General features: G+C 63.4%; 20 protein-coding genes. 9 read left to right on the forward strand and 11 right to left on the reverse strand.

Annotated elements, in window-relative coordinates; genetic code table 11:
- Positions 1-394: 394 nt before the first annotated feature.
- The 5 genes from B5483_RS12140 to ptsP all read right to left on the reverse strand — a co-directional run bounded on the left by B5483_RS12140 (position 395) and on the right by ptsP (position 7865).
- Entirely contained in the window at positions 395-1072 is a 678-nt protein-coding gene (locus B5483_RS12140) for a TetR/AcrR family transcriptional regulator (protein WP_079730534.1), read from the reverse strand.
- 162 nt (positions 1073-1234) lie between these two features.
- Positions 1235-2608 carry a carbohydrate porin gene (locus B5483_RS12145; RefSeq protein WP_079730535.1) on the reverse strand — a complete coding sequence of 458 codons (1374 nt, stop codon included), beginning with the start codon at positions 2606-2608 and terminating at the stop codon, positions 1235-1237.
- Between the two features lie 48 nt (positions 2609-2656).
- Positions 2657-4378, reverse strand: a complete 1722-nt coding sequence (locus B5483_RS12150; protein WP_079730536.1) for a PTS fructose transporter subunit IIC — start codon at positions 4376-4378, stop codon at positions 2657-2659.
- Positions 4378-5343: a 1-phosphofructokinase gene (gene pfkB, locus B5483_RS12155; protein ID WP_079730537.1), complete on the reverse strand. Its 966-nt coding sequence runs from the start codon at positions 5341-5343 to the stop codon at positions 4378-4380. The genes B5483_RS12150 and pfkB overlap by 1 nt, the downstream gene beginning before the upstream one ends.
- Positions 5343-7865: a phosphoenolpyruvate--protein phosphotransferase gene (ptsP, locus tag B5483_RS12160; protein ID WP_079730538.1), complete on the reverse strand. Its 2523-nt coding sequence runs from the start codon at positions 7863-7865 to the stop codon at positions 5343-5345. The genes pfkB and ptsP overlap by 1 nt, the downstream gene beginning before the upstream one ends.
- 141 nt (positions 7866-8006) lie before the next feature.
- Here ptsP and B5483_RS12165 point away from each other — a divergent pair, with 141 nt between their 5' ends.
- The 3 genes from B5483_RS12165 (at position 8007) to B5483_RS12175 (ending at position 10946) form a co-directional block, all read left to right on the forward strand.
- Entirely contained in the window at positions 8007-9017 is a 1011-nt protein-coding gene (locus tag B5483_RS12165; RefSeq protein WP_079730539.1) for a LacI family DNA-binding transcriptional regulator, read from the forward strand.
- Complete coding sequence (locus B5483_RS12170; protein ID WP_079730540.1) at positions 9014-9871, forward strand: shikimate 5-dehydrogenase; 858 nt, start codon at positions 9014-9016, stop codon at positions 9869-9871. Before B5483_RS12165 ends, B5483_RS12170 begins: the two co-directional genes overlap by 4 nt.
- A gap of 70 nt (positions 9872-9941) precedes the next feature.
- Entirely contained in the window at positions 9942-10946 is a 1005-nt protein-coding gene (locus B5483_RS12175; protein ID WP_079730541.1) for a class 1 fructose-bisphosphatase, read from the forward strand.
- Between the two features lie 51 nt (positions 10947-10997).
- On the opposite strand, the gene B5483_RS12180 is transcribed toward B5483_RS12175, so the two are convergent.
- The 4 genes from B5483_RS12180 to B5483_RS12195 form a co-directional block, all read right to left on the reverse strand.
- Positions 10998-11477, reverse strand: coding sequence for a nuclear transport factor 2 family protein (locus tag B5483_RS12180; protein ID WP_079730707.1), 480 nt, complete (start codon positions 11475-11477; stop codon positions 10998-11000).
- Between the two features lie 231 nt (positions 11478-11708).
- The gene (locus tag B5483_RS12185; RefSeq protein ID WP_054947553.1) at positions 11709-12815 is read right to left on the reverse strand and encodes an LLM class flavin-dependent oxidoreductase; all 1107 of its coding nucleotides are present in this window, start codon (positions 12813-12815) and stop codon (positions 11709-11711) included.
- A 330-nt stretch (positions 12816-13145) separates the two neighbouring features.
- Complete coding sequence (locus tag B5483_RS12190; protein WP_054947552.1) at positions 13146-13823, reverse strand: TetR/AcrR family transcriptional regulator; 678 nt, start codon at positions 13821-13823, stop codon at positions 13146-13148.
- A gap of 101 nt (positions 13824-13924) precedes the next feature.
- Positions 13925-15172, reverse strand: coding sequence for an MFS transporter (locus tag B5483_RS12195; RefSeq protein WP_342743667.1), 1248 nt, complete (start codon positions 15170-15172; stop codon positions 13925-13927).
- Positions 15173-15331: 159 nt separating this feature from the next.
- Here B5483_RS12195 and B5483_RS12200 point away from each other — a divergent pair, with 159 nt between their 5' ends.
- The 6 genes from B5483_RS12200 (at position 15332) to B5483_RS12225 (ending at position 22932) form a co-directional block, all read left to right on the forward strand.
- Entirely contained in the window at positions 15332-16447 is a 1116-nt protein-coding gene (locus B5483_RS12200; protein WP_079730542.1) for a Gfo/Idh/MocA family protein, read from the forward strand.
- Between the two features lie 22 nt (positions 16448-16469).
- Entirely contained in the window at positions 16470-17528 is a 1059-nt protein-coding gene (locus B5483_RS12205) for a sugar phosphate isomerase/epimerase family protein (RefSeq protein ID WP_079730543.1), read from the forward strand.
- A complete protein-coding gene (locus tag B5483_RS12210) occupies positions 17525-18157 on the forward strand; it encodes a gluconate 2-dehydrogenase subunit 3 family protein (RefSeq protein ID WP_079730544.1) in 633 nt (210 codons plus the stop codon). The genes B5483_RS12205 and B5483_RS12210 overlap by 4 nt, the downstream gene beginning before the upstream one ends.
- Positions 18158-18162: 5 nt before the next feature.
- The gene (locus B5483_RS12215) at positions 18163-19854 is read left to right on the forward strand and encodes a GMC oxidoreductase (protein ID WP_079730545.1); all 1692 of its coding nucleotides are present in this window, start codon (positions 18163-18165) and stop codon (positions 19852-19854) included.
- Complete coding sequence (locus tag B5483_RS12220) at positions 19851-21305, forward strand: MFS transporter (protein ID WP_245829094.1); 1455 nt, start codon at positions 19851-19853, stop codon at positions 21303-21305. Before B5483_RS12215 ends, B5483_RS12220 begins: the two co-directional genes overlap by 4 nt.
- A 337-nt stretch (positions 21306-21642) precedes the next feature.
- Positions 21643-22932 (forward strand): O-acetylhomoserine aminocarboxypropyltransferase, encoded by a 1290-nt coding sequence (locus tag B5483_RS12225; protein ID WP_054946308.1) that lies wholly within the window; start codon positions 21643-21645, stop codon positions 22930-22932.
- A gap of 100 nt (positions 22933-23032) precedes the next feature.
- Here B5483_RS12225 and B5483_RS12230 read toward each other — a convergent pair whose 3' ends face one another.
- Positions 23033-23413 (reverse strand): ribonuclease HI, encoded by a 381-nt coding sequence (locus B5483_RS12230; RefSeq protein ID WP_176168027.1) that lies wholly within the window; start codon positions 23411-23413, stop codon positions 23033-23035.
- Between the two features lie 121 nt (positions 23414-23534).
- Entirely contained in the window at positions 23535-25169 is a 1635-nt protein-coding gene (locus B5483_RS12235; RefSeq protein WP_079730546.1) for a family 43 glycosylhydrolase, read from the reverse strand.
- Positions 25170-25303 lie beyond the last annotated feature (134 nt).

Consider the following 25303-nt stretch of genomic DNA (forward strand, 5'->3'; position numbering starts at 1 on the left):
GCCACACCGGGCATTGTCAATGAGGACTCAGGAATCCGTCCAGTGTAGTGCGAAAAAGCAACATCTGCATCGACGGCGATTATAAATCACTGTATTTGCGCGGCTTTTGAGGGCCCCATCTTTGCATGAAAGGTGGAGGTGTATAAAACGCCCGGAGAAGCTCAATCTGCTCGTTCGAGGACCGGCTCAACCATGCATGATGGCTCTGCCTGCATGGCTTTCCCGTTCCTGCGCAAAGAGAGGGCGATCGTCAAATTCTCGATTCTCTGAAGCCAGTGCGTATCGCCAACGACAACGTCTGAGGTAGCGTGGGGCTGTGGCGACGCGGCGGCAGGGAAGGAGCGGCAATGAGCCGCGTTCCCTTCTGGCGTCGATCAGGCTCGGTAGATATGACTCACAGATCGGCGCTGAGGTAAGCGAGGCACATTCTGCCGAGTTCGATCTTGAGTTCAGCCCAGTCCTGCTGGAGGGCGCCTTCGCCGGTGGAACCGAGGCTGAGTTGCCTTGCAAGGGTGGCGAAGATGATCTGGTAGGCGGCGTTGGCCTTTTTCTCGCATTCGTTGCCGCCGAACTGGTCGCGGTATTCGAGCATGGACTCGATGCCGAGCGCGGCGGCCCGGTTGGCGCTGGTGCGGCCCGGTTCGGCGACGAGCGGATCGAAGGAGGCGCGTTGCATGCTCAGGCGCAGGAGCGGGGCATGCTTCTTGAGCAGTTCGGCAAAGGCTTCGACGTACTGCGGCACGAGGGTGGCGAGCGAGGTGGCCTTGCTGCGCACCCTGGCGATCATCGCGTCCTCGTCGGCAGCCATCTTGGCCAGGTGGTTGCCGATGACGGCGCGAACGAGGTTCTCCTTGCTCTCGAAGCGCAGGTAGATCGACCCGATCGAGACGTTGCCGCTATGGCTGACGTCCTGCAGGGTAAACTCCTCGCTGCCGCGTTCGAGCATGAGCTTCTCGGCGGCGACGAGCATGCGCTCCAGAGAAGCCTTGCTGCGGCCCTGCAGTGGCGTCTTGCTGACCGTATCGACGCTCAGCGTCGCCTTGGCATCCTTTGTTTTTGCTTTTCTCGGCATAGGTTTCTTCTGGAGCCCGCATAAAAAAGGAACGTCAATTCTATTTCATCGCGGCAATCCGGATGCCCGCGGCCGTGGCGCGACATCTCGAGGCTCCCTGTGCAACGGCAAGTCCCTTTCGCCATCAGGTCAAACGAAGGACTGCCAGCGGTTCAAGCCGCCTTAAAGGCCCAGTTTGAGCGCATCGACCGTGAACTTGGCACCGATGATCAGCGCGTCCTTCGTCGGACTACCGCGAAACGGATCGCCGGTCCGGTCGGGATTGTGGATGTACTGGATATTGGGCGAGAGCCGGATCGCGGGGCCGATCTGCGCGCTGTAGGACAGCTCCATCATGACCTGGTGGCGCGAGACCCTTGCGCTGCCGCCAGCGGCCAGATCCGCGGCCCGCATGCGCTGCATCGCCAGATTGCTGAAGCGCTGGTCGCTGATCATGAAGCCGATACTGTCTTCGTCCCGCCCCGGGAAGGTGCCGGTCTGGACCAGCCCGAGGTCGAAGAAGCGGCTTTCCTCCACGCGACCGGACAGGTTGGTCATGGCAACGCCGTAGACACTTAGCCCTCGCTTCGATGTCGGATCGGGGCGGGTGAGTTGCTGTTCGAAGCGGAAATAGAGGCCCGAGCGGCCATTGTGGACCTGGGCCGGACGACCGCTGAGAATGGCAATGCCGCCCATGTCGTCACGCAGCGGGTCGTCATAGTCGCCCTTGTCGATCCAGCCGCCAAGAATGTAGCGGAACGGCAGGAGTGCCGACTCTCCACTTTCGTAGCTCAATTCCCAAGGAACGATCACGCCGGTCGCATTGCCGATGCCGAAATCCGTGCCGTGGTCGCTGGCCTGTTTGCGATCCGGGTTCACTTCATAAGCGCCGACATGCGCAAAGATGTTATCCGTCAACTGCGCCTTGGCGTGGATCATCCAGCTCGACGCCGGGAAATAGGTGAAGTTGCTGTTCTTGAAGACGAAGGTCGGGTTGCCGCAGCCCGAGTTGCCCTGGAACTGGCAGTAGAGCGGAGAATTGAGGAAATGGATGTTTGCCTGGCTGCGGCCTGCCTCGATCACCAGCCGGTCGTCGAAAAGGTGCTGCTCCCAGGTGAGGATCGCGAGGTGGGTGTTCTGGGTGCCCCAGATTTCCTGAACCGAAGTGTTGTTGCCGATGGCGATTGCCGAAAGGCTTTTTCCATGGCGGTTGGTCACCGCGACATGAAGGGTACCGCCGCCGATGCCGGCGATCCGGTCCATGTCGAAATCGGCTCCGGCATAAACCTGCCCGGCGTAAGCTGCCTCCTTGCGCAGCCCTCCACTGACGTTGCCAGCCGCTTCGCCCGTATAGCTGAGCGTCAGGGTGATGCCCTGATCGGCGAGCGGCTGGAAGGACTGCGGTTGCTCTGCAGGAGCGGCCGGGGCGGGGGCCGCATTGCCCACTTCGCCTTCGCTCTGCGATTGCGCCCGGGCCGAATGCGGCGCGGCGGCGATGGACAAGGCGAGGGCGGCTGCGCCAGCAAGAGCGGCGCATTTGGAGGATACTGAAGGCATTGGATTATCCTTTGCGGATGTTCTTTTCTTGTTGTTGTCGCAGGCCGTTCAAGCCGCAGCGGTTGTCACCGGGGGGCGTTTGAGCAGCCCCACCAGCACGGCGCTGATCAGTGTCCCGGCGACAATGGCGATGGCGTAAGTCGCAAGGTGGGTCACGGCGCCCGGAATGGGCAGGACGAAGATGCCGCCATGGGGAACCTTCAGCTCCACGCCTGAAGCCATCGAGATCGCCCCGGCCGTGGCCGAACCGGCCATCAGTGAGGGGATGACCCGCAGGGGATCGCGCGCGGCGAAGGGAATGGCGCCTTCGGTAATGTAGGCAAGACCCAGTGCCGCTGCCGCCCCGCCTGCTTCGCGCTCCTCGAGCGTAAAGCGATTGCGGAACAGGCGCGTCGCCAGCGCCACGGCAAGGGGCGGCGTCATTCCGGCGGCCATCGTTGCGGCCATCGGAGTATAGACATTGCTGGCGATCAGCCCGACCGAGAAGGCATAGGCCGCCTTGTTGACCGGTCCGCCCATGTCGAAGGCCGACATCGCACCCAGGATCATGCCCAGGAGCAGTGCACTCGAACCCTGCATCGAACGCAGCCATTCGGTCAGGAAGGCCAGTACGGCGGCCACGGGTGTGCCGATCGCATAGACCATCAGCAGGCCGGTCAGCAGCGTGCCCAGCAGCGGCAGGATCAGGACCGGCTTCAACCCCTGCAGGTTCTTGGGCAGGCGGATCAGGCGGTTGAGGACTTCCACGCCGTACCCGGCGATGAAGCCCGCCGCGATGCCGCCAAGGAAACCGGCGCCGATCTGCGCGGCGAGCATTCCGCCCACCATGCCCGGGGCAATGCCGGGACGGTCGGCAATGGAAAAGGCGATGTATCCAGCCAGCGCGGGAACGATGAGCGCGAAGGCGCCCTGCGCGCCGATCTGGAACAGCGTATGCGCCAGCGTGCCCTGTGCGGCATCGGCATTGGCGCCGATGCCGCCGAGTGCAAAGGCAATGGCAATCAGCAGGCCGCCTGCCACCACGAAAGGCAGCATGAACGACACGCCGGTCATCAGGTGCTTGTAGGGTCCTGCACGCTCTTTCAGTCCCGTGGGTGCCTTGATGTCGGCACTCGCGGCGGCTTCGCCGCCTTGGACCTTCGCTTCGGCCAACGCCCGCTCGATCAATTTCGCGCCGCCTGAAATCGCGGGTTTGGTGCTGGAGGCAAAGACGCGCTTTCCGGCAAACCGGGCGCGGTCGACCTCGCGGTCGGCGGCGATCATCACGACATCGGCTTCGGCGATTTCATCGGCGGTGAGGGGAGTACCCGCACCGACCGAACCCTGCGTTTCGACGCGGATCGGATAGCCGAGCTGCCGGGCGCCTTCGGTCAGACCCTCGGCGGCCATGAAGGTATGCGCAATGCCGGTCGGGCAGGAGGTGATCGCGACGATGCGCGGAGCGGCCTGATCGGCAGTCGGGTCATCGGCCTCGTCGTCACCATCGAAGACCAGCGCGGCGGCGGGGTCGGCGAGGACGGCTTCGAGTGTCATGTGTCGGTCGGCGCGATGGGCGAGCGTATCGTCGGCCAATTCGTCGGCGACCAGCAGCAGTCTTGTACCGGCGCCTGCCGCATCGTCGCCCAGAGGGTTGAGCACGCCTTGTTCTGTGCGCACCTCGATCTCGATATCGTGGCCTTCGGTGCGGGCCGCGAGACGCAGGGCCTCGCCCGCCAATACGCCCTGTACGGAAGAGGACCCGGCCTCAACGATCGCAAAGACCTTTTTCATCATGCCTCTCCTGCCGTCGTTCTCGCGGCTGTTGAAATCGGGGTTAGCGTCACTTCGTCGGCGAGCGCGTCGACAGTGGCGAGCGCGGGCAGGTTCGGGCCGGCCATGCCCAGCTTCGCCACCGCGAAGGCCGTGGCGAGCCGCGCGGTTCGCTCCAGCGAAGCGCTCTCGAGCAGGGCTGCCGCAATTCCGGCGACCATTGCATCGCCGGCACCGACCGTGCTGGCCAGTTCGCCGATCGCGAGTTGGGCTGTCAGTGCGCCTTCATGGGAAACGAACAGCGCGCCGTCTTCCCCCATCGAGACAACGACCAGTTCGACGCCGCTGCTCCGCAACAGGTCCGCCGCCTCTACCAGCGCTGGCAGGTCGGGCAGGTCGCGGCCGAGCAATTGCGCAAGCTCGTCGCGGTTAGGCTTGACCACATGCGGTGCCTTTGCAGCTTCCAGTGCGCATTTCAGCGGCAGGCCGCTGGTATCGAGTATGATCCGGCAACCACATGCGCGCAGCCGTTCGAGCAGCGTGGCGTAAGTATCTGGCGGACAGCCGGGGGGAAGGCTGCCCGCCAGCACGACGAGGTCGCCTTCGCGGGCCGCGTCGCAGATCGTGGCGGTGACCATCTCGGCCCGCCCTGCATCGACGGCCAGGCCATCGAGATTGATGTCGGTTGTGCCCGCGGGATCGACCAGCTTGAGGTTGACCCGGGTGGCTCCGGCAATGCGGATGAAGCGGTCTTCGATGCCCTTGGCGGCGAACAGCGCGTCGAACGGGGCCGCATTGTCGCTTCCCAGCAATCCGTAAGCGGAAACATCGACGCCCCAGTCGGCCAGGCAGCTGGCGACGTTGACGCCTTTGCCGCCGGCGTTCTGGCGCACGGCATGGGCGCGGTGGACGGCGCCCGGTTCCAGCCGGTCGAGCGTTACGGTCTGGTCGATGGCCGGGTTGAAGGTGACGGTGAGGGTGCGCATCAGATTGCCTTTCCGTCGAGCGCGCGCACTTGCGCCGCCCCGTCCATGGCCAGGGCACGTGCGGCCAGGTCGGCCAGTTCGCCGCGGTCGCAGCCGCGCAGCCTTGCCTTGACCGCAGGAATGTCGCGCGGGGTCATCGACAGTTCGTCAACGCCGAGGCCGATCAGCAGCGCGGCGCCGAACGGGTCGCCGGCGATGCCGCCGCATACGCCGACCCATCGGCCGTGGGCCCGGGCGCCTTCGACGGTGGTGGCGATCATGCGCAGGACTGCCGGGTGCAGGCTGTCGGCTTCACCGGCCAATTCCGGGTTCTGGCGATCGATCGCGAGGGTGTACTGGGTCAGGTCGTTGGTGCCGATCGAGAAGAAGTCGGCATGGGCCGCGAGCTGGGCTGCCTGCACCGCCGCTGCGGGCACTTCGATCATGATGCCGATCGGCACTTGCGGCGCATCCAGTTCGGCGCGGACGGCTTCGCAGCGCTCGCGAAGGGCAAGCAGTTCGTGGGCCGATGTGATCATCGGGAACATGATCGAAAGATTGCCGCCTGCCTTGGCCGTCCGGTACAGCGCGCGCAGCTGGGGCTCGAGAAGGTCGGGGCGGCGCAGCAGCAGGCGCGCGCCGCGCACGCCGAGGAAGGGGTTTTCTTCAACCGGCAGTTCGAGGTGGGGCACCTGCTTGTCGCCGCCGATGTCGAGTGCGCGCACGATCAGCGGACGCTCTTCGTTTTCAGTGGAAAGAGCATCGATCATGGCGCGGTAAACGGCGAATTGTTCGTCCTCACCGGGGGTGTTGCCGCTTTCCAGAAAGAGGAATTCGGTGCGCATAAGGCCCACGCCTTCGCCACCCTGGGCCAGTGCGAAGCCGACCTGGTCCGGGCGGTTGACGTTGGCCGCGATTTCTACCCGGTGGCCGTCGCGGGTGATCGCGGGTTTGCCGCGCTCTTCTTCCTCGGCGATGCGCTGGGCCGTAAGTTCGGCAATCCAGTCGCGTGCAGAGGCAAGGTCTTCTTCCGAAGGTTCGAGCCAGACGCGGCCGCCGTCGCCATCGACGATGGCGGTCGAGCCCGGGGCCATCGCCAGCAGGTCTGCCCCACCGGCGACGACAGAGGGCAGGCCAAGCGTGCGCGCAAGGATCGCACTGTGCGAAGTCGGTCCGCCAAGCGCAGTGGCGATACCGGCGACCCTCGATGTGTCGAGCGTAGCGGTATCGGACGGGGACAGGTCGGCGGCAACGAGGATGCAGGGTTCTTCGGGCAGGTCCGCGAGCGTTCCGGTGACGAGCCCGGGCTCGATCTCTGCAAGGACGCGGCGGCCGACGTCTTCGAGGTCGGCAGCACGCGCAGCCAGAACCGGATTGCCCAGTGCCGAAAGCTTGCCGGCAATGCGCTGAACGGCCTGATGCCAGGACCAGGCCACGCCGTGGCCTTCGACCATGAGCTGGCAGGTCAGCGTGATGATGTCGGTATCTTCGAGCAGTTCGGTCTGCGCCTTGAAGATGGCGGCCTCCGAAGCGCCGAGGCGCCGGGTGGTATCGTCGATCAGCGCCTTCATCTGCGCGCGCGTGCGCACCAGTGCTTCGTTGAGCAGTTCGCCGCCGCTTACCAGGTCGACCGGTGCATCGGGCACGGACAGCTCGCTTGCGGAAAGGACGTGGATCGGCCCGATCGCAAGGCCCGGGCTGGCGGCGACGCCCGCGATCATGCGCGGGCTGCCGACCGGCGTCCAGCAACGCACGGGCGCCTTGCGCTTCTCGGCGGCGCGCGCGGCGTCTTCCTTTTCGCGAGAGGTCAGGCCCCGGACGGTAGCGACGAACTTCCCGAGCGCGCCTTGCGCTGCCGGACCTTCGGCCGAGAAAGTGACTTCGTCCCCGCAACGCAGGCCGAGCTGCAGCAGGGCCACGAGATTGCGCGGATCGGCGCTTTCGTTTCCGTGACGCACACGCAGGCGTACGGCGCTGGCACGGGCAGCTTCCACCCATGTCGATGCGGGGCGGGCGTGCAGTCCGGTCGGATAGTCGACGATCCAGGCGGCGGTATGGGCCAGGTCCTCAGCCGGAGTGGAGGCAGCGGCCGGGGCTCCATCCTCGAGCAGCGCGCGAGAGAACGCGGCGGGGTCGTCGGTTGCGATCAGGGCCTGCAGGCGTTCCTCGTCCTGGATGAGCCGGGTAAGCCGGCGCAGGATGGTAATGTGGCTGTCCGAGTTGGCGGCGATGCCAACGACGATGTGCGCGCGCTGTCCCGGGTTCCAGTCGATGCCTTCGCGAAGCTGGAGGATGGCGATGCCGTCGTTCCGGACAAGGCCCTTGTCCTCGCCCAGTCCATGCGGGATCGCGACGCCGGAGCCGAGAAACGTATTGGCCACGGCTTCGCGGCGAACCATGCTTTCCTCATATCCGGGCGCAACGCAACCGGCGGCGACGAGGAGTTGGCCGACCTGGCGAATCGCATCGGTCTTGTCGGTAGCGCTGGCATCGATCCGGACGAGATCGGCCGCGTGCGACGCGGGAATGGCGTCTGCGAGCATGGTATTTCCTCTCCTCTTGCTTCGATGAGAAAACGTTTTCTCAATGAAATTGTCAAGAGGGCTTGTGATTTTCGTCGATCCTGAGGCATAGTCTGAAGGATCGAGAGGGCGTTTGCCGTAACGATAAGAGAACGATTTCCAATGGCGGTAGGTATCAAGGAGGTGGCCAAAGTTGCCGGTGTTTCCCCAGCTACGGTGTCCCGAGTCCTGGCAGGACGCGCCGTGGATCCGGAGATGTCGGAACGTGTGCTCGCCGCCGTCAAATCCACGGGTTACCGCCCGAATCTCGCCGCGCGGCGCCTGCGGTCACAACATACCAACACAATCGGGCTCGTCGTCGCGGACATCCGCAACCCGTTCTTCACGGCCGTATCGCGCGCCGTTGAAAGCCTTGCGGCTGCGCGTGGCCTGCGGGTCATTCTGTGCAATACCGACGAAGATCCCGAGAAGGAGGCCGCCTATCTCGAGCTCCTGCACGAGGAGCGCGTATCGGGTGTAATTCTGGCTCCGACTCGCCAGCGGGTCGCTGCGGCCGGACGGCTGGAACTGGATTACCCGGTCGTCCTCATCGACCGCTCGACACCCGATGGTGAGTTCGACAGCGTCGTGCTCGACAATGCGCGCATGGCTGAAGTGCTTGTTGAGCACTTGCATGTGCAGGGCCATCGGCGGGTCATTGGCCTGTTCGGCGCTGCGAGTTCCACCGGCATCGAACGGCGCGAAGGTTTCTGCAAGGCAGCCGAGCGGCTGGGACTGGAAGTGGAAGCCGTAGCCGTACCGCATGCAGCGCAGGCAGCGGCACAGGCGATCGCGGACCTGCTGGGGTCCCCCAAACGACCCGATGCCCTGATTGCCAGCAACGGTGTGATGCTGGTCAACGTCTTGCGGGCCCTGCGCGGTCTGGGCCTGGAAGTGCCCCGCGACATTGCCCTTGCCGGTTTCGACAACAACGACTGGATGGAGTTTGTCGGTGGGGGGATCAGCGTGATCGAGCAGCCGGTAGAGGAGATCGGGCGCACGGCGATGACGATGCTGCTCGATCGCCTCGACCATCCCGATGCTCCGGCGCGCAAGGTCGTGCTCGGCGGGCGACTGGTTGCTCGTGGGTCGAGCCTTCGTGCCGGTGCGGAATGCGGCGTAGCCGGGGCATGAGCTTCAGGGAACGCACCAGTATCGGCCGCGAAACGCGCTTGTGCATGTCGCTTTCGGGACGACCGGGCAATGCCGGATCGCGCCTGCACAACTGGCTCTACGGCCATTACGGACTGGATTACGTTTACAAGTCCTTCTCTACCGGCGACCTGGCCGCGGCGGTCGGTGGCATACGCGCGCTGGGGATACGCGGCTGCGCGGTCTCCATGCCGTTCAAGGAGGAAGTCATCCCGATGCTGGACGGGCTCGAAGCATCTGCCAGGGCCATCGACAGCGTCAACACGATCGTCAACGATGACGGCGCACTCACCGGTTACAACACCGACTACGTGGCCGTCCGTGACCTGCTGGCGCGTCGCGGAATCGACCCGGCAATGCCGTTCCTGCTGCGGGGAAGCGGCGGCATGGCAAAGGCCGTGGTCGCCGCCCTGCGCGACAGCGGCTTTTGCCACGGCACCATCGTCGCGCGAAATCGCCGGAGTGGAGCTGCGCTCGCGGCCCAGTATGGCTTTGCGTGGCGAGAGGACATGCCCGCTACGGAAGCGCCGCTGCTGATCAATGTCACGCCGCTCGGGATGGAAGGGAGCCAGGCAGATCGTCTCGCCTTTCCGGCAGAGCAGATCGGGGCCTGCGAGATCGCCTTCGACGTGGTTGCCCAGCCCGCGAACACGCCCTTCATCCGCGCCGCGCAGGCTGCAGGGAAAGTGACGGTCTCGGGCGCGGAAGTGATCGTGCTGCAGGCAATCGAACAATTCGCGCTTTATACAGGCGTGCGACCGGACGCGAAAGCAGTGGCGCAGGCCGCCGCTTTCGCCCATGGCGACGAAGTTGCGGAGAAGCTGCGAGAGGCGTAACCGCCATCCAGGTTCTTCCAGGGACCCAATGACAGGCGCCGATCCGGGGCGTGCAAGGCGAAGGATAACGATGCAACCGATCACACTGACCCGCTTCCTCATCGAGCAACAGCGTCGCGAGGACAGCGCCTGCCCCGCCGAACTGCGCCTGCTGATCGAGACGGTCGCCCGGGCCTGCAAGACGATTGCCCACGCCATTTCCAAGGGTGCGCTCGGCGATGTGCTGGGCAGCCTCGGTTCGGAGAACATCCAGGGCGAAGTGCAGAAGAAGCTCGACGTCATCGCCAACGAAATCCTGCTCGACGCCAATGAATGGGGCGGTCACCTAGCGGGCATGGCCTCGGAAGAGATGGAGACGATCCACCCCATTCCGAACCGCTTCCCCAAGGGCGAATACCTGCTGCTGTTCGATCCGATCGACGGGTCCAGCAACATTGACGTGGACCTGTCGGTGGGGACGATCTTCTCGGTGCTGCGCGCGCCGGAGAACTCTGCGGGCCGCGATGTGATCGAGGACGATTTCCTTCAGTCCGGCCGCGATCAGGTCGCGGCAGGCTATGCGATCTACGGGCCGCAGACGCTGCTGGTCCTCACCCTGGGCAATGGCGTCTACGAATTTACGCTGGATCGCGAAATGGGCGCCTGGCGCATGACCGACGGCCCGCTGAAGATTCCGTCGGGCACGAAGGAAGTGGCGATCAACATGGCGCGGCGCGAGCAGTGGTCGCCCGAAGTGCGTCGCTACATCGACGATCGCGTGGGCTGCGAGGCCGGGCCGTTGGCCGGGCAGTACAATATGCGCTGGACGGCATCGATGGTCGCGGACATCCACCGCATTCTCAAGCGCGGCGGAGTGTTCCTCTACCCGGCCGACCACCGCCAGCCCGGCAAGGCCCGCCTGCGTCTGCTTTATGAGGCCAACCCGATGAGCATGCTGATCGAGCAGGCAGGCGGTCGCTCCAGCGATGGCGCTGCCTCCATTCTCGACGCGCAGCCGACCAGCCTGCACCAGCGCATCGGCGTCGCCCTTGGCGATCCGGAAGAAATCGAAGCGCTGCTCTCGCAGACCGTCTGAAAACGTCAGGGCCCGTCACGGGCCCTGACAACGGAAGTTGGCAGGGTGGTCTCAGTCCGGCTGGTCACCCAGCGATACGTATAGCCGCGAGATTCTTGAGGTCTGGATGCGCCACTGGCCATCCTGCCTGCGATAGGTCTCGTGGTAGTGACCGCAGCCGTGCAGGGTGAGAACGGTCCCGCTTTCGTCCCAGATCTGGTCTTCCATGGCGATGACGCCGCGGGCCGTGTCCGCAGAGAGAATGTCGACCTCGTGGCAATGCCCGTGGTGGACGGTGCGGCTCGTTTCCACTGCACCCACGATGAACTGGGTGATCACGTCGCCGCCTTCATAGACCCAGTCGTTGCTGTCCGCCGCGCGGCCGCCTTCCCCCTTGCCGTCGACGCTGAGCGAGGCTCGAGCGTCAAACACCGCATCGTCTGCAAAGACAGTGCGCAGGTTCACCCAGTCCTTGGTGTCCATGTAGCGAAAATAGCGGCTTTTAAGCTGCTTGATCTCCTCAATCGCGAGCAGGCGTTCGCTGGCATCCATCGGCATTCTCCCGGAATTTATCGTTGAAGCGGGCAGGCTTGTTCCTGTCCGATCATCGCGCATGCCGAAGACACCTGCACCTCGCCGAGTTGCTAGGCCGAAGGCCGGGTGTGGCCGCGGCGGGACAAGGGCCAAACCGAAGGCTTAGCCCGGATGCCAAGCGGCCATCGGCGCGCGGGAGCCTTCGAGTTCCGGGAGGTTTTCCGGTCCAGCTCTTATGACTTTGCGAGGTCAGCCGTTGTTGCGAAAGTGGGGCATGACGTCGCTGGCGAGGAGACGCAGTGTCCGGTTGCCCCATTCCAGGCGCTGCTGGGTGACGGGACCGGTGGTGGTGCCACACAGGATGTTGCCGATGCCCAGTTCGGCATAGGGTTCAAGGTGCTCGCGCACGGTCTTCGGGCTTCCATAGAGACACCAGGTCGCGATCCAGTCCTCGGTGAGGGCCATAGGAGTTTCGTCGGTCTTGGTGTTGGCGGCGTCTTGTTCGGCCTTGTCGCCGTAGAGCTTCTCGCGATCGACGGCGGCCTGGTAGCCCTTGAGGATCGCTTCGAGCTCCTCGCGAGCCTGGTCGTCGCTCTCCGCAACGTGGACGCACTGGTAGCTGTGGGTGGTCCAGGAAAGGGCATCTGCGACAGTTTCGTCGCTGTGGCCGGCCGCAAGCAGCATGTCGCGGTAGGCAGTGAAGTACTTGGTGACGTGCTTGAGCGGCTCGGTTCCGCCGATTTTTGGTGGTGTGAAGGCCGGGATAAAGGCAGGCCAACCATGCTCGGCCGCACGACGCGCGCTGGCTTCCTTCATGGCCACGGGCATGAGGCGTGCGTGTCCCTTGGAATAGGGGGCAGGCGCGATGCGCTGAAGGACCTTGCCGCGATAGGTGCCGTTGTCGAATTCGACAGGCGCGTCGGCCATGGTCTTGGCCCAGAGCTGCTCGGCGATGGCAAGGTTGGATTCGGAGACTGGGGAGGCGTCCTTGTAGTTGACGCCGAAGCCGATCATTTCTTCAGGGGTGGTGCCAGAGCCGACGCCGACGAGCAGCTTGCCCTTGGTCAGCTGATCCAGGATATTGATTCGCTCGACGAAGCGCACCGGACTGTGCAGCGGGACGGACGTGACTGAGAAGCCGAAGTGCAGCTCGGGAAACTTGGCAGTCAGGTATGCAGCGAACATCATCGGGTCGCTGGCCACGGGCATGTAGCCGGTGAAGTGATGATCGGGCAGAAATACGGCATCGAAGCCCAGTTCGGCCGCAAGACCGGCATGCTCTATATTGTCCAGGATGAACTGCTGATCCTGCTCCGGCGCCGTAGTCCGGCCAGCAAGAAATACGGAAAAGCGCATGGCGGCTGTGTCCTCTCATCACAAGCAGCCGGAAGCTCCGGCCTGTGTCGTTCTTGATTAATATTAGAACTATAATTCCTTTAATGCAAGTGCCACGATTGCACTTGCCGCGCGGCACGGACTCAGTACCGGCCGATATAGGCGCGCGTCCCATCCACGCAGCTCCATGCGGGCGCGATGCTTTGTCGAAAAGCAGAACAACGGTACTTGGTTCAGAAATCTTGCCCGGAGACGGGACCGGGAAGCGCCGATACGGTTGTCCGATCAAGACGTCCGACAGTGGTTCAGCATGCTGCTCGCTGGTTCAGTGCACGATAGCCCGGAAAGGTCTCACAGATCGGCGCTGAGGTAAGCGAGGCACATTCTGCCGAGTTCGATCTTGAGTTCGGCCCAGTCCTGGGGGTGTACGGCTTCGCCGGTGGAACCGAGGCTGAGTTGCCTTGCAAGGGTCGCGAAGATGATCTGGTAGGCGGCGTTGGCCTTTTTCTCGCATTCGTTGCCGCCGAACTGGTCGCGGTATTCGAGCATGGACTCGATGCCGAGCGCGGCGGCCCGGTTGGCGCTGGCGCGGCCCGGTTCGGAGACGAGCGGATCGAAGGAGGCGCGTTGCATGCTCAGGCGCAGGAGCGGGGCATGCTTCTTGAGCAGTTCGGCAAAGGCTTCGACGTACTGCGGCACGAGGGTGGCGAGCGAGGTGGCCTTGCTGCGCACCCTGGCGATCATCGCGTCCTCGTCGGCAGCCATCTTGGCCAGGTGATTGCCGATGACGGCGCGAACGAGGTTCTCCTTGCTCTCGAAGCGCAGGTAGATCGACCCGATCGAGACGTTGCCGCTATGGCTGACGTCCTGCAGGGTAAACTCCTCGCTGCCGCGTTCGAGCATGAGCTTCTCGGCGGCGACGAGCATGCGCTCCAGAGAAGCCTTGCTGCGGCCCTGCAGTGGCGTCTTGCTGACCGTATCGACGCTCAGCGTCGCCTTGGCATCCTTTGTTTTTGCTTTTCTCGGCATAGGTTTCTTCTGGAGCCCGCATAAAAAAGGAACGTCAATTCTATTTCATCGCGGCAATCCGGTTTCTGCCAGCTGATAGGCCATGCGCAATGGGGCAGGGCTCAGGCCAGTTCGGGGCGGCGGGCACGGCCGCTGGCGAACAGCGCAAAAATGCCGATCATCACCGCCAGCGCCAAACTGCCGGCAAGGAGGAAGGCACCCTGCATCGTTCCGCTGGCAAGGTTGAACTTGTGCACGAACCAGGGCGAGGCGAACTGGCCGAAGAAGAAGGCACCGGTCCAGATGCCCATACCGGTGCCGCGGTGCTCGAAGGGAAAGCGGGTCTGGGCCCAGGCGATGAGTGTGGGGACGGTCATGCCCGCGCCGGTCTGCTGGATGGCAAGGCCTACGACCATTTCGGCCGGGGTACGCGCAAGGCCGATGATGGCCAGACCCGAGCCGAGAATGAACAGGAAGGTACCAAGCTGCACGGCATTCGGGCGCGACGCCATGACGCGGAAGATCACTGCGCCGAGCATGACGAAGAGGCTGGGCAGGAAGGTGATCTTGCTGACCGCTGCCGGGTCGCTCACGCCGACTTCGCCGAAGGCGATGCTGCCATTGACGATGAAGACGTAGTAGAGCGCGGCTGAGAAGAAGGTCATGGCCGCAACCGCCAGCGCATGGCCGAGCGGGAAGGGGCGACGCTGCTCGCCGGCGAGAGGCTTGGCCGTCTTTTCTGCTTCCTGATCCTGACCCGAGCGCTTGGGTTCGTAGAGGCAGGCGAGCATGGCGAAGTAGATCGGGAAGGCAACGAGGTAGACCAGAAAGCCGCCGTTCCAGCGCACCGATGCGACAAGACCTGACAGGAGAATCACACCCGAGGCGAGGAAGGGGCCGACGAGACCTTGCAGGAAAAGCCAGTTATGGCGTCCCTTCTCGTCCCAGTAATCGGCGATGAGCGTGTTGACGATGGTCAGGATGCCAGCCTCGCACACCCCCAGCGCCAGGCGCGAGGCGAAGATATGGTCGAGATCGTCGAGGAAGAAAGGTGCCGTGCCGAAGACGCCGTAGAAGAAGGTGCAGAACAGGAGCAGCCGGCGCCGGCCGAAGCGGTCGACGAAGAAGCCAGCGAAAGGCGCGAGGATGGCGATGGTCAGGCCCGGGGCGGTGACCATCATCGGCACCTTGGTGGCGGCATCGGGATCGGTGCGGAAATGCTGGATCATCGCTGCCACGATCGGGAACATCGAGACGATCGCGAAGATCGGCAGAAAGCCGGCAGCGACCAGGGTGATTCCCTGGGGCTTCATCGTGAGATTGCTGAAAAAGCGGCGAATCGGTGTCATTCCACTCCCACTCCGTGCCATTGCGGCAGCGTGTATTAGAATTCGAATTTCTATCGGCTACTGGCCTTTCGCCGATCGGTCAATCCAGTTCACGCGCGACTCATGGGCTTGACCGATCACCCCGACAGCAATTAGAACAGCCATTTCAAACCTAACGGCAGATGGGGAGGAATTCTCGCAATGTCCCGATTGCGGATGGGCATGATTGGCGGCGGTCCCGGCGCATTTATCGGTCCCGTGCATCGAATCGCAGCAGAGCTTGATCGCGAGATTGAGCTGGTCGCCGGTGCTTTCAGCAGCGATCCCGAACGCTCGCGCAAGGCTGGGGAATCCTATCGGATCGAGCCGGCCCGCGCCTATCCCGATGTCGCGACCATGCTGCGAGAAGAAGCCGCGCGCGAAGACGGCATCGACTTCGTTGCGGTTACCACGCCCAATCATCATCACCTTCCGGCTGTGCGCGCTGCGCTGCAGGTCGGATTGCCTGTCATCTGCGACAAGCCAGCGACCGCAACGCTGGATGAGGCGATCGAGATGGCCGAGCTGGTCGCTTCCGCCGGTCTGCCTTTCGCGCTGACCTACACGTATTCGGGCTACCCGCTCGTGCGTGAGATGCGGGCGCGCATCGCTGCCGGCGATCTGGGCCAGATCCGCAAGGTCATTGTCGAATATCCGCAAGGCTGGCTGGCGCAGCAAGCCGAAGGCAAGCAGGCCGAATGGCGGGTCGATCCCGGCCGGGCCGGGATCGGCGGGTGCATCGCCGACATTGGCGTCCACGCTTTCCAGCTCGCCGAATTCGTGACCGGTCTCAAGGTCACGCGCATCATGGCCGATCTCGGCGCCGTGGTGCCGGGGCGCGTCCTCGACGACGATTGTCAGATCCTTCTGCGCTTCGAGAACGGTGCGCGCGGCGCGCTGCTCGCCAGCCAGATCTCGGTCGGTGAACGCAATGGCCTGCGCATTCGCGTCTATGGCGAGAAGGGGGGTATCGACTGGCGACAGGAAAGCCCCAATGCCTTTGCTCTCTATCACCTCGATGGCCGTACCGAGCTGGTTCAGGCCGGCGATCCGGGGCTGGGCGCTGCAGCTGTTGCCGCCAGCCGCACGCCGGGCGGCCATCCGGAGGGCTATCTGGAGGCTTTCGCCAACCTCTACCGCGATTTCGCCAAGCAGTTGCGCGGTGAGCCGGGATCGCTGGTGCCGGGCATGGCCGATGGCCTGCGCGGCATGCAACTGATTGACCTTGCCGTGCGTGCCAGCCGGGAAGAGCTTGGCTGGATCGATTTTCCGGCCTGACGATACAACAGAGAGAACTGCCATGAAGACGATCAAGGGTCCGGCCATTTTCCTTGCCCAGTTCGCCGGGGACGAAGCACCGTTCAATTCGCTCGATGCGATTGGCGACTGGGTCGCCTCGCTGGGGTACAAGGGCGTGCAGATCCCGAGCTGGGACGCGCGCCTGTTCGACTTGGCCAAGGCTGCCGAAAGCCAGGACTATTGCGACGAGGTGAAGGGCTCGCTTGCCGCGAAGGGACTGGCGATCACCGAGCTTTCGACGCACCTTCAGGGCCAGCTTGTGGCGGTTCATCCTGCCTATGACGTGCAGTTCGACGGATTCGCGGCAGAGCATGTCCGCGGCAACCCCAAGGCCCGGCAGGAATGGGCGGTCGATCAGCTCACGCTTGCCGCAAAGGCAAGCAGGCGGCTCGGCCTGAATGCCCACGCCAGTTTCTCGGGCGCGCTGGCATGGCCCTACGTCTATCCCTGGCCGCAGCGTCCGGCAGGCCTGGTCGAGGACGCCTTTGAAGAACTGGCTCGCCGCTGGAAGCCGATCCTCGATACCTTCGACGAGAACGGCGTCGATCTCGCCTACGAAATCCATCCGGGCGAAGATCTGCATGACGGCGCAACCTTCGAGATGTTCCTTGAGCGGGTTGGCAATCACCCGCGTGCGAACATTCTCTACGATCCTTCGCACTTCGTGCTGCAACAGCTCGATTACCTGGCGTTCCTCGACATCTATCGCGAGCGCGTGAAGTGCTTTCACGTCAAGGATGCCGAATTCCGTCCCTCGGGGCGCATGGGCGTCTATGGCGGTTACCAGTCGTGGGTCGATCGACCGGGACGCTTCCGGTCGCTGGGCGACGGGCAGGTCGATTTCGCACAGATCTTTTCGAAGATGGCGCAGTACGATTTTGGCGGGTGGGCCGTGCTTGAGTGGGAATGCGCGCTCAAGCATCCCGAAGCCGGTGCGGCCGAAGGGGCACCCTTCATCGCCGATCACATCATTCGCGTGACCGAGAAAGCCTTCGACGATTTCGCGGACAGCGGCAGCGACCGCGAGGTCAATGCACGGATCATGGGAATCGGCGCATGAGCGGCACGTCTTCCGGCTGGACCCGGCGCGATTTCGCCGGGGGGGCGGCACTTTTCGCGCTTGCCTTGGGCATCCCGGCCGCAGCGGTCAAGCTTACCGACCTTGATGCGGCCGACGCGCCGAGCGATCGCCAGCGCAAGCTTATCGCCGAAGTGTCCGAGCTGGTGATTCCGAAGACCGATACTCCTGGCGCTGCCGAAGTTGGCGTCGGCGATTTCGTCATTCTCGCCCTGGCACACGGGCTTTCGGGCACGCGCGATCCAGTGGCAACGGGCGTGATAACGCCTGCCCTCGCGCCATTCCGCCGCCGAGACGGGTCCCTGAGTCACCTTGACTGGCTGGAGAGCCGGCTCGATCATGCCGCGGGAGGCGATTTTTTGCGTCGCGGCCAGGATGAGCAATTGCGCCTGCTGACCGCGATCGACGGCGAAGCCATGGCCCGAGGCGCGGAATATTCGCCCTGGGTCGCGATCAAGGGACTGATCCTGACTGGTTACTACACCAGCGAAGTCGGCGGATCGCAGGAGCTGCGGTACGAACTCGTGCCGGGCAAGTGGGAGCCCGATATTCCGATACAGCCCGGCGACAGGGCCTTCTCAAGTGACTGGACTGCGGTGGATTTCGGCTGATAACAATGGAAAATCTGCAATTTGATGCGATCGTCGTCGGCTCGGGCATCACCGGAGGCTGGGCTGCCAAGCAGCTGACCGAAGCGGGCCTCAAGGTGCTCATGCTCGAACGCGGGCGCAAGATCGAGCATCAGGTCGACTACGAGAACGAGACCAAGGCGCCTTGGGAAATGCCGTTCCGCGGCGTTGGCGATACCGAGCTCTACAATCGTGAATACTCGGTGCAGATGCTCAACCGGCACTTCACCGAATTCACGCAGGATCACTTCGTCAACGATGCCGACCAGCCTTACCAGAAGACGAAGGGGAGCGATTTTGACTGGTTCCGTTCCTACCAGCTCGGCGGGCGTTCGCTGACCTGGGGACGCCAGTGCTATCGCTGGTCTGACTACGATTTCGGCGCGAACAAGCGCGACGGCTTCGGCACCGATTGGCCGATCCGTTACGCCGATCTCGCTCCGTGGTACGACATGGTCGAGGACTTCGTCGGTGTTTCCGGCTCGCATGAAGGGCTGCCCCAGCTACCCGACGGCAAGTTCCTCCCGCCGATGGAGCTCAACTGCGTCGAGGCTGCCCTGCGTGAGCGTATCCTTGCGAAGTATCCCGATCGCTTGATCACCATCGGCCGCACCGCAAACCTGACAGAGGCTCGTCCCGAACAGGGCCGGGCGCATTGCCAGTATCGTTCGATCTGCGCGCGCGGTTGCTCCTACGGCGCCTATTTCTCGACCCAGTCGGCAACGCTTCCGGCTGCGAAGAAGACCGGCCTGTTGACTGTTGTAACCGACGCGCAGGTCACGAAGCTGGAATATGATGCCCAGACCAGACGCGTCAGCGCCGTTCACTGGATCGACACCAAGACCAGTGAGCGTAAGCGGGCCAGCTCGCGCATTGTCTTCCTCAACGCCGGTGCCTTCAACTCGGTGCACGTCCTGCTCAATTCTGCAAGCGAGACCATGCCCAACGGTCTTGCCAATTCGAGCGGTGTATTGGGCACGCACATCATGGATCATGCCAATACCATGGCGGCGATGGCCGTCGTGCCCGGTTTCGAAGACAGGACCAGCTTCGGGAACCGGCCGACCGGTATCGTGATTCCCCGATTCCGCAACCTGGACAAGCTGGATGGTGACGGCTTCACCCGCGGATACTCATTCCAGGGCGGCGCCCTGCAGGGTACCTGGACGCGCGGCAAGCGCATGCCGGGCATTGGAGAGGACTTCAAGGAAGAGCTCCACAAGATCGGTCCCTGGTCGATGGTGCTTGTCGTCTTCGCCGATTCCATGCCGCGGGCCAGCAACCGTCTGACCCTCAGCAAGCGTCTCGATCCGCGGGGCGTGCCGCAGCTTGAGATTGCATTCGCCCACGGCAAGGAAGAGCTCGCAGCACTCGCCGACGCCAAGAAAGAGGCTGCGGCCATGCTCAATTCGGCTGGAGCGCACGTGGTCATGGGCTTCGACCAGCCCGGCCATGGTGGCACTGCCATCCATGAAATGGGCGGTGCACGCATGGGTTGGGATCCGAAGACTTCGGTCCTCAACCGCTGGAGCCAGTCCCACGACGTGGCGAACCTGTTCGTGACCGATGGCGCACAGATGAGTTCGTCTGCCTGCCAGAATCCCTCGCTTACGTACATGGCCCTCACTGCAAGAGCCTGCGACGCGGCAGTGAAGATGCTCAAGGAAGGCGTCATTTGACCGAAGTTGCGTCGCCGCCGCTTGCGGTGCACCAGAGCGTAGAAGATACCGCCGGAAACCTGACCGATCGCCAGAAGACCCTTGCCTACCTGACACTGATGGTGGCGCTGGTCCTGGAAATCGTTGACGTTACCATCGTCAACACGGCCCTGCCCGTGATCGAAAAGGATTTCGGTTCAGCTGCCGCCGAAGCGCAATGGGTGTCGGCCGGGTACTCGCTTGCCTTTGCGCTGCTCCTGATGCTGGGCGGCCGTTTGGGTGATGCGCTGGGCTATCGCCGTCTGTTCATCGGGGGCGTGGCCGGCTTTACGCTGGCTTCGGTCCTGTGCGGTCTTTCGACAAGTCCCGAACAACTGATTGCCGCGCGCGTGGCGCAGGGCTGTGCCGGGGCGATGATGGCACCGCAGGTCATGGCCTTGATCCAGGTCCTGTTCGAGCCTCTGGAACGCGTGGCAAAATTGGCCTGGGTTGGCGTGATAGGCGGTCTTTCCGCCATCGCCGGGCCGATCATCGGTGGCCTGCTCATTCACGCCAACCTCTTCGGGCTCGGCTGGCGTAGTGTCTTCCTCATCAATGCGCCGGTAGGCATGATCGCCTTGATCGTTGCCTGGAAGCTTTTGCCCAAGGCTCGCTCCGAACATGCCCGCGGCATCGACGGTTGGGGAACCCTCATGTTCGCGGCGGGTATGGCAAGTCTGCTGTTCCCGCTCGTACGCGGGAGCGACCTCGGCTGGCAACCCTGGCACTTCGCGCTTCTTCTGGCTGCGCCGGTCCTGCTGTTGCTGGTGTGGCGGCGGACGCAGCAGAGGACCGAACGCGGCGCTGCCAGCATGTTCCACCCCGAACTCTTTTCCCAGAAGCAGTTCCCTATGGGCCTGATGCTGGCATTGCTTTTCGGTACTTCGACGAGTGGCTTCCTTTTCGTTTTCGCCTTCGGCGTGCAGAAGATTTTGGGATACTCGCCGCTTCAGACTGGCCTCCTGCACATTCCATTCAGTGTCGGGGTCATGATTGGCATTGCCTTCCTGGGGCGCAAGCTGATTGCCAGCCATGGCAAGTGGGTCCTTGTTGGCGGGGTTACCTGCATGGTCTTGTTCTCGGCCGGTACGCTTGGTTGGATCGCAACGGGCGGACAGGGCTGGTGGGTGCTTGGCTGCCTTGCGCTGGCAGGCGCAGGGATGGGTATGACCAATGGCCCGTTGACCCCGGTGATCCTTGCTCGTGTCGACCGGCAGCATGCAGGCGCGGCCAGCGGGCTGATAAAGACGGTGCAGGAACTGGGGATGGCTCTTGGCGTGGCGATAGTCGGCACCGCCTTTTTCGCGAGCGCGCAGGCAGGAGAGGTGGGACAGGTCCTGCCGGCCATATTTGTGATCGTGGCTCTGTTGCTCGGGTGTCTCGTCCTGGCCATTCGCCTTCCTGCCCCATTGTTCCCCGAGCACGACGCTTGACCGGAAATTAGGTTCCAAGTCGGCGCTCTTGGCGCCTGACTTTGAGTTACCTGCTTGGATCGCCGGCGCGGTAGTGGGCGGCTGCCGTCGGCCCAACTGAACTGCGGGCGAATGGCAAGTTTTCAGGCTTTTGATCTGGAAGACGCTTTTCCGGCTCCGCCAACGAAACGAGCGTATAACGCAACGGTCATTCACAGCCGCACAGAGGGTGTTCTTGACCTGGACCGATCAATCGAATCTGTCATGTCCTCGTGTGAGTGAACCCGAGATGGATATGGTCCGTGCGGCGTGATACGCGCTATTCCCATCCTCGATAACATACCGGATGGGATACAAGATGGCCGACCTGAAACTTGAAACGATGACCGTGCATGCCGGGTGCGAACCCGATCCGACAACCAATGCCCGGATCACTCCCATCTACCAGACGGCTAGCTATGTGTTCGACAGTGCCGAACATGCCGCGGATCTGTTCGCGCTGAAGCAGTTCGGTAACATCTATTCGCGGATCATGAATCCCACAAACGACGTGCTGGAGAAGAAGATCGCAGCACTTGAGGGAGGTGTCGGCGCGCTCGGCGTGGCAAGCGGCCACGCGGCGCAGTTGGTGGCGTTTCACACCTTGATGGAACCGGGTTGCAATATCGTCGCCGCGCGCAGGCTGTATGGCGGTTCGCTCAACCAGATGGGCGAAGCGTTCCGTAAGTTCGGCTGGGAAACCCGCTTCGTCGATGTCGACGATCCTGAGAATGTCCGCGCCGCGATCGATGAAAAGACTCGCTGCGTCTTCATCGAGAGCCTTGCCAACCCCGGCGGCGTAGTGACCGACATCGCGGCCATTGCAGACATCGCCCATGAAGGCGGTGTTCCCCTGATCGTCGACAATACGATGGCCAGCCCGATGCTGTGTCGCCCATTCGAGCATGGGGCCGACATAGTTACCCACTCGACGACCAAGTTCCTCAACGGACATGGCAATTCCGTCGGCGGCGTGATCGTCGATTCCGGGCGGTTCGACTGGAAGGCGCAAGCGCACAAGTTTCCCAGCCTGACGCAGCCGAACGGTTCATATCACGGAGCGGTCCTTGTCGATGCGCTGGAGCCGGTCGGTCCCATTGCTTTCATCATCGCCTGCCGCGTTCTTGGCTTGCGTGACTTGGGGCCGGCCATGGCACCGCAGAACGCATGGCTCGCGCTCACCGGCATGGAGACGCTGGCACTGCGTATGGAGCGACATTGTGACAACGCACTGGCGGTCGCAAAATGGCTCGAACAGCACGAAAAGATCGAATGGGTTTCCTATGCCGGGCTTGAGGGCAATCGTTACAAGCCCCTTGCCGACAAATACCTCGGCGGCAGGGGCGGGGCGGTCTTCACCTTCGGGGTGAAAGGCGGATTTGAGGCGGGCGTGAAGCTGGTTTCCAGTGTCAAGCTGTTCAGCCATCTTGCCAATATCGGCGATACGCGCTCGCTCATCATCCACCCCGCCTCGACCACGCACAGCCAGCTTGAAGGTGACGAACTCATTGCTGCCGGGGCGGGCCCGGACGTCGTGCGTATATCGGTTGGCATCGAGCATATCGACGACATCATTGCAGACCTCGAAACGGGGCTGAGCAGTATCTGATTTGCACGCCGGCAATTCTTCTGGCTGACAGGACGGTGCAAACCGGCCTGTCAGCGCGGAGCCGTGGCCGTCAACGACCGCGGCGTCGGCGCAGTCGGTGCTACCATCCGCGCCGGGCATCGAGCGCGATTCCGGCAAGGTTCTGCTCGCGCTTGATCCAACGGATTCTTCCGGGCCGATATTGCTCAATAAGTGAAAGGAACGCGGCTGCATGGTCCGACCGTGCTTGCCCGGTCGACGCCGCGAAGTTGGCCTGCCGGGTCACGTCCAGGGAATCGCCGACAAATTCGACATTCCGCTCTCCGAGTTCTTGAGCCAATTTGATCGCGAAGAGCAAGGCCAGCCATTCAGCGTCCGTGTTGGACCCCGTTCCCAAATCGTCGAAGAACTGCGCCTGACCGCGCACTACCACTGCGGCTTCCATAAAGCCCGGGTTGGGGCGACAACCACCATCGAAGAATACCTTGAGCCTGCGTTTCATGATTGCAGCGTATCATCCCATCGGCGCGCGCGACACCTGCCAAGGATGCATGGCACCGCGTTTCCGGGACCACCCCCTTTGCCGAAGCCTCCTTGCGCGGCCGCTTGGTCAGCGCCAGCGGTTAGCCCAAAGCTCGATATCTGAATGACCTGAAGGCAACCTTTCCCTGACCGGAAGCGAACAGCGCCGGTCTCAGGCTGAGCAGATTGTCGACCGTATTCGCATTGTAACCGGATACGTAGGTCCGCACGGCGTGGCGGGTCCAGGCCTTGCCGTCGAGACTGTAGTAGAAGGTGACGACCTGGTCCCGGTTGGAGATGCGCATGTGCATGTGCCGCACGGCGGGCGCAGGCTCGGGCCAGTAGGACGCCTTGCCGCCGCGATAGGTCGTCATCCGCTGGCCGTCGATGCCCATGCCAAGAAACAGGCGATCGTCGAAGAAGAGCAGAAGGCCGCCCTGCACCTCGCCGGTAAGTTCTAGTTCGACCTCGATCTCGTAGGCGCGGTCGCCCACCTGCTGCGTAAGCGGCGAACTGTCGGCAGGCCCCGTGCCCTTGCCTGCAAGGGTCAGCTGGCCGTCGGCCACGACGACCCGCGCCACCTCGTCGGGTGCGCTGGCGTAGAGGCTCCAGAGCCGGCCCAGCGCAGTAACCCGGAAGGAGTCCGAGTGCGCCATGCCGTGCGTCTGCGCCAGACCGGCGGGCTTGCGCAGCGGCTGCGATAGGTCTCCTCCGGCTGCGCGGAACCAGCCGTCCGGCGTCCATTCGATCGGCTCGAGCAATGTCTGCCGCCCAAGCGTCTGATACCCGTTCTCGTAGCCGTGGTAGACCATGAACCAGCGTCCGTCGGGGCCTTCGACGCATGTCGCGTGGCCGCGCGACCACCACAGTTCGTCCGCCGAGCGCGTCCGAACGATCGGGTTGTGCGGGCAATGCTCCCAGGGGCCGTTGACCGATCTCGAGCGCGCGACGACGATCATGTGTCCGGTGGCCGGTCCGCTGGTCCCGCCGACGGCGTTGACGAGATAGAACCAGGCGCCGCGACGGAACAGCTTGGGTCCCTCGGGCGACCAGGCTTCGGTGATCCAGTCGTCGGGATAGCGCCAGGCCTCGTAGGCCGTCTCGACCGGTCCCGCCGTTGCAAGACCGTCAGGCGTGAGGCGGACGTGCTTGCCGTCGTTGAAGAACAGGTAGCGGTGGCCGTCCTCGCCGACAACGTGACCCGGATCGATCAACCCGCCGATGCCCAGATCGATGGGGTCACTCCACGGACCTTCCATGGAAGGCGCGTGGATGACGTAGATGTTCGCGAAGCTGGCAAGCGGCGGCGACCAGGGCGCCTTCATGAAGGGAATGTAGATGAAATAGCGGTCGCCGTGCTTCGCGATGTCTACGGCGAAGACCGTGCCCAGCGGCCTTGCCAGCGCGGGGCCGAGCGGGCGCCAGTTCACCAGATCGCGCGAATGCCAGATCAGCAGACCCGGCGCTGCGTCGAACGACGAATGCGTCATGTAGTAGTCTTCGCCGTCCTTGAGCACCGACGGGTCGGGATAGTCTCCGGCAAGCACCGGGTTGAGGAACCGGCCGTCGCCGAGGTCGGCCTTGCGCTGGCCTTCGATGCCTCGTGGCCACTTGGGGGCTGAAGCCTTGCATGTATCGCCTGCGGGATCGGGTCCGGCGGCCTCTACGCGACTGGCACCTGACACCAGGACAGTGCCGGCAAGCGCAAGTTTGATTGCATCGCGGCGAGACTCCATTCATCCCTCCAATTATTAGAATTTGTCTTCCAGTAACGGGAGGGGTGAGGGTTGCAAGCCGCTTCATGGATATTCACCGACGCGCGTCGCAATGTTCAGGGAGAACCGGTTGGCTTGTCCAGCGAATGCAGCGT

Origin of the sequence: Novosphingobium mathurense, from assembly GCF_900168325.1 — a bacterium.
In the GTDB taxonomy this organism is placed as follows: domain Bacteria; phylum Pseudomonadota; class Alphaproteobacteria; order Sphingomonadales; family Sphingomonadaceae; genus Novosphingobium; species Novosphingobium mathurense.

What these genes read in the sequence shown, in the direction of transcription:
- B5483_RS12140 (WP_079730534.1), bottom strand. Translation starts at nt 1,072, where the DNA reads ATGCCGAGAAAAGCAAAAACAAAGGATGCCAAGGCGACGCTGAGCGTC.
- B5483_RS12145 (WP_079730535.1), bottom strand. Translation starts at nt 2,608, where the DNA reads ATGCCTTCAGTATCCTCCAAATGCGCCGCTCTTGCTGGCGCAGCCGCC.
- B5483_RS12150 (WP_079730536.1), bottom strand. Translation starts at nt 4,378, where the DNA reads ATGAAAAAGGTCTTTGCGATCGTTGAGGCCGGGTCCTCTTCCGTACAG.
- pfkB (WP_079730537.1), bottom strand. Translation starts at nt 5,343, where the DNA reads ATGCGCACCCTCACCGTCACCTTCAACCCGGCCATCGACCAGACCGTA.
- ptsP (WP_079730538.1), bottom strand. Translation starts at nt 7,865, where the DNA reads ATGCTCGCAGACGCCATTCCCGCGTCGCACGCGGCCGATCTCGTCCGG.
- B5483_RS12165 (WP_079730539.1), top strand. Translation starts at nt 8,007, where the DNA reads ATGGCGGTAGGTATCAAGGAGGTGGCCAAAGTTGCCGGTGTTTCCCCA.
- B5483_RS12170 (WP_079730540.1), top strand. Translation starts at nt 9,014, where the DNA reads ATGAGCTTCAGGGAACGCACCAGTATCGGCCGCGAAACGCGCTTGTGC.
- B5483_RS12175 (WP_079730541.1), top strand. Translation starts at nt 9,942, where the DNA reads ATGCAACCGATCACACTGACCCGCTTCCTCATCGAGCAACAGCGTCGC.
- B5483_RS12180 (WP_079730707.1), bottom strand. Translation starts at nt 11,477, where the DNA reads ATGGATGCCAGCGAACGCCTGCTCGCGATTGAGGAGATCAAGCAGCTT.
- B5483_RS12185 (WP_054947553.1), bottom strand. Translation starts at nt 12,815, where the DNA reads ATGCGCTTTTCCGTATTTCTTGCTGGCCGGACTACGGCGCCGGAGCAG.
- B5483_RS12190 (WP_054947552.1), bottom strand. Translation starts at nt 13,823, where the DNA reads ATGCCGAGAAAAGCAAAAACAAAGGATGCCAAGGCGACGCTGAGCGTC.
- B5483_RS12195 (WP_342743667.1), bottom strand. Translation starts at nt 15,172, where the DNA reads ATGGCACGGAGTGGGAGTGGAATGACACCGATTCGCCGCTTTTTCAGC.
- B5483_RS12200 (WP_079730542.1), top strand. Translation starts at nt 15,332, where the DNA reads ATGTCCCGATTGCGGATGGGCATGATTGGCGGCGGTCCCGGCGCATTT.
- B5483_RS12205 (WP_079730543.1), top strand. Translation starts at nt 16,470, where the DNA reads ATGAAGACGATCAAGGGTCCGGCCATTTTCCTTGCCCAGTTCGCCGGG.
- B5483_RS12210 (WP_079730544.1), top strand. Translation starts at nt 17,525, where the DNA reads ATGAGCGGCACGTCTTCCGGCTGGACCCGGCGCGATTTCGCCGGGGGG.
- B5483_RS12215 (WP_079730545.1), top strand. Translation starts at nt 18,163, where the DNA reads ATGGAAAATCTGCAATTTGATGCGATCGTCGTCGGCTCGGGCATCACC.
- B5483_RS12225 (WP_054946308.1), top strand. Translation starts at nt 21,643, where the DNA reads ATGGCCGACCTGAAACTTGAAACGATGACCGTGCATGCCGGGTGCGAA.
- B5483_RS12230 (WP_176168027.1), bottom strand. Translation starts at nt 23,413, where the DNA reads ATGAAACGCAGGCTCAAGGTATTCTTCGATGGTGGTTGTCGCCCCAAC.
- B5483_RS12235 (WP_079730546.1), bottom strand. Translation starts at nt 25,169, where the DNA reads ATGGAGTCTCGCCGCGATGCAATCAAACTTGCGCTTGCCGGCACTGTC.